Annotated in this window: 1 protein-coding gene; it reads left to right on the forward strand. The window is 68.2% G+C overall.

All coding sequences use genetic code 11. The annotated features are described in order from the left end of the window. Positions 1-45: 45 nt before the first annotated feature. A complete protein-coding gene (locus HMPREF3086_RS15250) occupies positions 46-945 on the forward strand; it encodes an ArdC-like ssDNA-binding domain-containing protein (protein WP_070722756.1) in 900 nt (299 codons plus the stop codon). Positions 946-969 lie beyond the last annotated feature (24 nt).

A 969-nucleotide genomic window follows, 5' to 3' on the forward strand; every position in this document is an offset into this window, starting at 1 on the left:
AGCGGGCCACAAGGCCCCTCACCCCGAACCAGAAAGGAGCCAACAATGGCCCGCAAGACCTACACCCCGCAGCAGCGCGAAGCGGCCCGCGAGGCCCGCGCCGCCAAGGTTGAGCAGATGCACAACGAGCTGACCGCCGCCGTCAACGCCCTCACCGAGTCCGGCCAGTGGCAGCGCTGGCTCGACTTCCTCGGCAGCTTCCACCAGTACAGCCTCAACAACACGCTGCTGATTCAGGTGCAGTGCCCCCACGCCACCCAGGTTGCCGGATTCAAGGCATGGCAGGCCAAGGGCCGCCAGGTCCGTAAGGGTGAGACCGCGATCCGCATTTTCGGCAAGCCCTTCCGCATCGTGTCCGAGACCGACGAGACCACCGGCGAGAAGACCCGCCGCGCAGTCAAGTGCCCGCCGCCCGTGGTGTCGGTGTTCGACATCTCCCAGACCGACCCCATCGAAGGCGTCGAACAGCCCACCGCCCCCGTGGCCCAGCTTCAGGGCGACGACCCCGCCGACCTGTTCGAGCGCATCGCCGCATGGATGACCGGCCAGGGCTGGACCGTCACCCGCGAGCAGATCCCCGGCGAGGTCAACGGCTTTTGCACTGTCGACGGCAGCCGCAGAATCGTCGTGGACGCCGATCTGTCCGACGCCCACGCCGCCAAGACCGCCATCCACGAGGCCGCGCACGCGATCCTGCACACCGACGAGGACGGCAAGGCCACCACCGAGCCCGACCAGGCCACCTGCGAGCTCGAAGCCGAGTCTGTGGCCTACGTCGTGGCCGGACTGCACGGCCTCGACACCAGCGACTACAGCGTGGGCTACGTCGCCAGCTGGAGCGGCGGCCAGGCCGAGAAGGTCAAAGCCACCGCCATCCGGGTCCAGGAAGCCGTTCACCTCATCGCCGAAGCCCTCACCGACGAGACCGAGGAGGACGCCGGCTAGGAGCGTGGGTCAGTAACACGCCAG

Source organism: Dietzia sp. HMSC21D01, from assembly GCF_001815995.1.
In the GTDB taxonomy this organism is placed as follows: Bacteria; Actinomycetota; Actinomycetes; order Mycobacteriales; family Mycobacteriaceae; genus Dietzia; species Dietzia cinnamea.